A 6,021-nucleotide genomic window follows, 5' to 3' on the forward strand; every position below is an offset into this window, starting at 1 on the left:
GCGTTGAGGCGCCAAGCTGGCGATGCCGAGTCGAAGCTGACCCCTCTCTACGCGGCGATCGAAAACGGGCTGGCTGAACTGGATGACCCGAACCTGAAGGGGAGGATTGCCGAGCTGAAGCGAATCCGAGATGCCGCGCGCGCCGACGTTGAGCGAGCCGAGGCCAGAGACTCGAATGGGGCGGAAATCACCCCGGAGGCCCTGGTGCAGTTCGTCCGCCTCGCCTTCGGCCGCACATACCGCACACGATGGGCTTTCGGGAAGCCATGAGCGAACCGGAGAATTGTTTCGACTTTGAAGGTGGTAGAGGGAGTGGACCCGAAATCCAACCTTCTCCACGGATCTGCGATCACCTTCGTAGTCGAGTGTTCGGCTGATGCTGTTCAGTCGACGTGTTCAATCTGCGGACCTGGGTCAACCGGCGGAGCCGGCGTGCAACCTTGCCCCTTGCATTCCTCGACAGGGTCTTCGGCTGGTGGAAGGCAGTTTTGCCCCTCGCAATGAACTGCCGGCTCTGGCGCTTCTACGTGGTTAGGCGGAACAAGCTGATCCTCGGCGCGAACGGCCGGCATTGCTACGCTGATCATGCCTGTGCACAAGATCGCAATCCCAAGCAATTTCATTTCCGCCTCCGTGCCTGGCAGCGAGCTGTACCCTACACTGTCAAGCTGCGGCCGCATCTTCTCACCCGCGAACGACGTTAACACTGGGTTTCAGTGCAGGCGAGGCAAATGCGATCTATCATTTGATCGACGCGGCCGCCTGGAGGGGATGGTATCGAAACGTGGAGACAGCAAATATCGCAGCGGCCCGACCACCAGTTGGCTGAAAACCAAGTCCTTCACCGAAAGCGAGTTCGAGCTTCTCGGAGTAGAACGCGAGCGGGGCAAGCCGGCGTTTGCTCTGATGGCCCGATCCAGGCACCCGGAAATATGTCGGCAGTGCCTTCGTCAGCGTCAATCGCGAGATGCGGGAGACGGCTTTGGAAACGTGTGCAGGAACACGCTGGCGAGGCGCCGAAGGACATGAAGAGGCGGCGGGCAACGCAATGGGTCAAGCCGGGGATCAAAGCTCGCGTGAGGCACTCGCGCGGCGAGGAGGACCTCCGCCACGCGTCACTACAGGATTTTTGGGAGGGAAAATAACCGGAATTCCGCCTCGGTTTGCGGGAGTGTTCGTCAAGCGGAACATAAGCTTGTGCTAACAGTTGTGTAGGATCAGTGGGCCAACCCCCCAAGATTTAGCCCCCTGCAGATCGGGCTGCAATCCGGTCGGCCCGCGCTCGGAGGAAGTGAGCGCGGGCTTTGCTTGCGCTATTGCCGGCTCAGCTTTTCGACCTTCTCAATCATCCTTCGCAAGCGCTTCGCCCTCAAACTGGTTCTCATGTCGATCGAACAGACTTGCCCGCCAGCATGTTGCCGAGCAAGGAAGCCGCCCTGTTGCTTTGCGAGCCCCGAGGCCCAAAGGCGATCTTCTATCTCGCCGACCAGGCCGGCCTCGAGGGGATCGTCTCGAAGCGCGCCGACAGCAAAGATCGCAGCGGCCCGACGGCGAACTGGCTGAAGATAAAGAGCTGGACGGTCGACGAGTTCGAACTGATGGGGGTTGAGCGGGAGCCGGGCAAGGCGGCATTCGCGCTTTTAGCGGAACCCGGCACAGGGAAATATGTCGTTCGGCGTTCATCACCCTGGGCCGCGACATGAAGGAGCGGCTGTGGAAGCGCGTCCAGGAGCACGCCGGACCGCCACCCGAGGCCCATGAAGAAGCGGCCGGCGACGCAGTGGGTCGGGCCTGGTGTAAAGCTGCGTATCAAACACCTGCGCGGCGACGACAGCCACATACGCCATGCGTCGCTGCTTGGTTTCAGTGCCGAGAGCCAATATAGCCGTGCGCCGATGGAACCGAATTGATCCGGTGCGACTTATCAAGCCCATGAGCACACGCGGAACAAACTTTTTTCATCAATGGCTGACGAACATCTTGCCCAAGGCGGTCGGGGCGGACGTGATCTCGGTGGCCGAATTGACCCAAAAACTATTCGCAGACGCCAAGGCTCTCGGAATCAGCAGCACGGAGATAGAGGAAGAAACCGGCAGCGCCTATGAGACGATCCTGGACGCGATCGTTCATCATGACGCGGGTGCAGCTGGCTGATCCCTGTCGCGGCCCTCTAGCCGCTCGACGGTTTCAATGATCGCCTTCGCTAGTGCTTCGCCCTCATGGACCGGCTCGGGGCCGTGGAGCAACAGGACAGCTTCCTCGCTGGGCAGCACGCCGGCGGGGCACGTCTGTTCGATCGCCATGCGGACCAGTTTGAGGGCAGCCCAGGCGCTGCGAATAACCTCGTTGCCGTCTTGGTCGCTCATGACGGGCTGTAACTTGAAGGTCGCCTTCAGCAGCGGCTCACCGGCATCCGAGCGAACCTTCACCGCAAGTTCGCGGCAAATCCCGTCTCGCACCTTGTCTTTTACGATCTCAGCTAAAGCCCTTGAGGCTTCCGCCTTAGCGGTTTCGACTTCGGGCAGGTCTGTCCCCTGATCGTCGTAGTTCCGATCGTCGGCATCCATGAAGTCGAAGAAGAAGCGCGGCATTCGACTTAACTCTAGTCTCAAGGAAATGTTGCAGGATTTTCGGGGCAAGAGCAGAGACAGAGGGGGTAGTGAGTCAATCAAGCGGCCAACCGACTGTCGCACGACGGGCCGAACCCCTTTATGCGTATCCCCGGCGGGTTGAAGGCGCGCTTCTACGCTCCCGCAAATCTGCCGCACGGAGCCCCTTTGGTCGTCGTCATGCATGGCTGCAGATGGCTACGATCGGGGATCTGGATGGTCGCAACTGGCTGAGCAGGAAGGGTTCGCGGTCCTGTTCCTCGAGCAGCAACGCGCCAACAACGCAAATCTCTGTTTCAACTGGTTTGTCCCAGGAGGACATCCGACGCGAGAGCGGGGAAGCGCTATCGATACCCCAGATGGTTGAGGCGCTGGGCGTCGCGCACAAGATCGATCGAGAGCGCATCTTTGTTACGGGGCTTTCCGCGGGAGGCGCCATGACGTCCGTGATGCTCGCTGCCTTTCCGGATGTGTTCGCCGGCGGCGCGATCATCGCTGGCCTTGTCTATGGCAGTGCGACGACGATTCCCGAGGCCTTCGACCGTATGCGCGGCCATGGCGGCCCGTCTGAACACGAACTGCCACGGCTTGTGCGTGCGGCCTCATCACACAAAGGTCCGTGGCCGACAATATCGATCTGGCACGGGACAGCGGACAACACCGTTGTCCCTTTCAACGCAGATGCAATCCTGGTGCAATGGCAAGGCGTTCATTCCATAGACGCTAACCCAAAACGCTCGGAAACCGTCGATGGGCATATGCGGCAGGTCTGGTGCGCCACGTGCGGGAGAGAGCTGATCGAAGAATTCAGCATCGCGGGCATGGGCCATGGCGGACCACTGAAGACGTCCGGCGACAATGGCCTCGGCAGCGCCGGCCTTTCATGCTGGATGTAGGAATATCCTCGACCCGCCATATCGCTTGCTTCTGGGGCATTATGGAGACAGGAGCGCAAGGCTCAAGGACCAAGATCTCCGCCGATGCCGCAACCCTTTCTGGAACCATACTCCCAGCCGGCGGCGAAACGGAAGAAAAACCGCGGGCGGACCACGTTGTCGCGGCAAGAAAGACCCTGCCGCTCGATGCGGTTGGTTCGCAAGCCGATGTTACGAAAGTCATCGAGGACGCGCTGCGAGCGGGTGGCTTGATGCGGTAGGAGGGATCCAGCGGCCGCAAAGTCAGCTATGAGGACTATGAAGAGGGAGAGAATTCCCCGCTACCTTTCGGCAGCGGGGTTCCTCATCAAAGGCGGTTGCCGTCACGGGCACGGTCGCGCTCGATCTCGTCGGGGGTATAGTCTTCCGCATCGGCGTCGAATCCCGTCCAACCACCCGCCTCGTAGTCCCTGCGACGTTCGGCTACATCGACCGATCTGGATTGACTGAGGATCTGCTCGACGCTCGGCACCAGCTCGTCCGGGACTTTGGCCGTGACCAGGGTCCCGCCACGTCGGATGCCCTCTGCGTAAACATGTGCATCGCTTTCCGGCACGCCGGAATCCGTAAGGGCGCCGATGATCCCGCCGGCGGCACCGCCGACGGCAGCTCCGGCAAGTGCACCTACCGCGGTGGCCGCAAGCCAGCCAGCCGCCACGACCGGTCCGACGCCAGGAATGGCCATGATGCCCAACCCCGTCAGCAACCCGCCGGTACCGCCTACCACCGCTCCTATCCCGGCGCCACCGGCGGTATCTTCAGCGGCTTCCGAGCGATCATCATCATACCAGTCGCTCGAATTGTTGGCGACGATGCTGATATCCGAATGCGGGATTCCCGTTGCTTCCAATTCGCCGACCGCATTGGATGCGTCGTCATAGTTATCGAACAGTCCTGTTACTGTTTTCATTTGATCTCTCCTTGGTTTTGTTAGTTATTGCCGACAACGATGTTGCCCTGATAGTCGAGCGCTATGGGGATGTTTTTCCCATCCTTGCTCGCCTGGCCGCGCCAAATGCCCTGGTCGTCCTTGATAAGCTTGGATACGTTCGAGTAGCCTGCATCCTCAATTCGGTCCTTGGCTTGGTCTTCGGTGAAGCTGTTCGCGCCGGGTTCCGGGGCGGATGGACTTGGACTATCGGTCATTTTGACAGCCGGCGTTGTTGAGTTCGCTGCTGACGAAGAATCCGTGCCGATGGTTGTGGCGATCTTTTCGATCATCTCCTTGTGCATTTTGAGTGTCGGCAACGTCTCCTGTGCGAACACCTTGAGCGGCCCGTTGTCGCCGTCCTTCGCATATGACTCGAACAAGGAAACTGCGTCGGCATGCGCACTGCGCTGCATATCGACGTAAGGTTGATCGAGCGGCGCCTTGCCGTGCTGAAGCTTCTGCAACTCGGACCTATGGGGGGCATCCAGGTCGACGGGAAGCTGCAGCTTCTGCTCGCCGGCGATGGACTGCAGCTTGGCGTTGGCTGCATTGTGATCTTCGATCATCTTTTGTGCGAATTCTTTGACATTCTGGTCGGTCACCTTGTCCTGAGCGATCTTGCTTGAGTCGACTTCGAATTTGCCGCCGACAGCGGCCTTGTCGACGAAGTCCTGCGCGGTATCCGCAGCGAAAGCGGGCATCGCGAGGACTAGGGAGACAGCAGCGAGCGAGGCGAATGGGTGTCGCGTTTTCATGGATTTGTCCTTGTTAGTGCACGAGTGTGCGATGAATCCTAACAAGCCCATGATCGCTTTGTTCCGGCGCGAAAGAGATATGTCTGAGCGTCTGAGTCGTAGGCAGAACTCTCTGCCGCGCGACGAGGGCAATGAGCCAAGCCCAGTCGCAAAGCAAAAGAGAACGCTCGAACCGAGGGGACTCAGCCTCTACCTGCGAACTGTCTCCGGACGTCGAGCATTCACAGGGAGGCGAGGTGTTTCTTGTTCATCGCGCTTCGCGGCAACGGCCGCAACGAACGCCTTCGCCGCCGCGTCACACATAGTCCGCGAAGGCCCGTTAGAATAAAGAATGACCTTCGCAGCTTTCAGTGAGAGACCATGCTTTTGCGCGAAGAATTCAACCTCATACGAGTGGTTCTCGGAGGCGGGGTCGGGATTGCTTTTGATCTTGCCCATACGGCCGTGTACGCGGATATACGAACCCAGCCTATATCAAATGTTAGTGCCGGAACCGAATCGGCGCAGCAATATTAGAGCGTCATGAGCACGCGCGGCGCTGATTATCTATATCGCTGGATTTCTAGCATATGCCTGAGGGCGCGATCGGTGATCCAGTGTTGGCAGTAACCGACTTGGCTGATAGCGCCGTGAAGGCCGCGGGTGCACAAGGCATCGCCAGTGGCGACATCAACGAAGAGACCGGAAGCGTTTACGAAGTGATTGTCAATGCCTTGCAACGTCGACGTGGCGGAGGAGCGGATTAAGGGCACGCACAGGGACAGCGCCGTAAGCGCGTAGGTCACCCCACG

General features: G+C 59.6%; 8 protein-coding genes. 4 read left to right on the forward strand and 4 right to left on the reverse strand.

The window, feature by feature from the left end:
• The first annotated feature begins 3 nt into the window (after positions 1 to 3).
• The 3 genes from NMG80_RS04850 (at position 4) to NMG80_RS04860 (ending at position 2,154) form a co-directional block, all read left to right on the forward strand.
• Positions 4 to 270, forward strand: a complete 267-nt coding sequence (locus NMG80_RS04850; RefSeq protein WP_254017082.1) for a hypothetical protein — start codon at positions 4 to 6, stop codon at positions 268 to 270.
• 1,130 nt (positions 271 to 1,400) lie between these two features.
• Positions 1,401 to 1,703, forward strand: a complete 303-nt coding sequence (locus tag NMG80_RS04855) for a DNA ligase-like domain-containing protein (RefSeq protein ID WP_254017083.1) — start codon at positions 1,401 to 1,403, stop codon at positions 1,701 to 1,703.
• A gap of 229 nt (positions 1,704 to 1,932) precedes the next feature.
• Positions 1,933 to 2,154 carry a DUF768 domain-containing protein gene (locus tag NMG80_RS04860; protein WP_254017084.1) on the forward strand — a complete coding sequence of 74 codons (222 nt, stop codon included), beginning with the start codon at positions 1,933 to 1,935 and terminating at the stop codon, positions 2,152 to 2,154.
• Here the strand turns inward: NMG80_RS04860 and NMG80_RS04865 are convergent.
• Positions 2,130 to 2,591 carry a PAC2 family protein gene (locus tag NMG80_RS04865; protein ID WP_254017085.1) on the reverse strand — a complete coding sequence of 154 codons (462 nt, stop codon included), beginning with the start codon at positions 2,589 to 2,591 and terminating at the stop codon, positions 2,130 to 2,132. The genes NMG80_RS04860 and NMG80_RS04865 overlap by 25 nt on opposite strands.
• 377 nt (positions 2,592 to 2,968) lie before the next feature.
• Between NMG80_RS04865 and NMG80_RS37740 the strand changes: the two genes are divergently transcribed.
• The gene (locus NMG80_RS37740; protein ID WP_436798544.1) at positions 2,969 to 3,505 is read left to right on the forward strand and encodes an extracellular catalytic domain type 1 short-chain-length polyhydroxyalkanoate depolymerase; all 537 of its coding nucleotides are present in this window, start codon (positions 2,969 to 2,971) and stop codon (positions 3,503 to 3,505) included.
• 346 nt (positions 3,506 to 3,851) lie between these two features.
• Here NMG80_RS37740 and NMG80_RS04875 read toward each other — a convergent pair whose 3' ends face one another.
• The 3 genes from NMG80_RS04875 to NMG80_RS04885 form a co-directional block, all read right to left on the reverse strand.
• Complete coding sequence (locus NMG80_RS04875; RefSeq protein WP_254017086.1) at positions 3,852 to 4,454, reverse strand: hypothetical protein; 603 nt, start codon at positions 4,452 to 4,454, stop codon at positions 3,852 to 3,854.
• Positions 4,455 to 4,474: 20 nt separating this feature from the next.
• Positions 4,475 to 5,230: a DUF4142 domain-containing protein gene (locus NMG80_RS04880; RefSeq protein WP_254017094.1), complete on the reverse strand. Its 756-nt coding sequence runs from the start codon at positions 5,228 to 5,230 to the stop codon at positions 4,475 to 4,477.
• 542 nt (positions 5,231 to 5,772) lie between these two features.
• A partial coding sequence (locus NMG80_RS04885) for a hypothetical protein (protein ID WP_254017087.1) occupies positions 5,773 to 6,021 on the reverse strand: 249 nt, incomplete at its 5' end.

It is taken from the genome of Mesorhizobium escarrei (genome assembly GCF_935825525.1).
Taxonomy (GTDB): Bacteria; Pseudomonadota; Alphaproteobacteria; order Rhizobiales; family Rhizobiaceae; genus Mesorhizobium; species Mesorhizobium escarrei.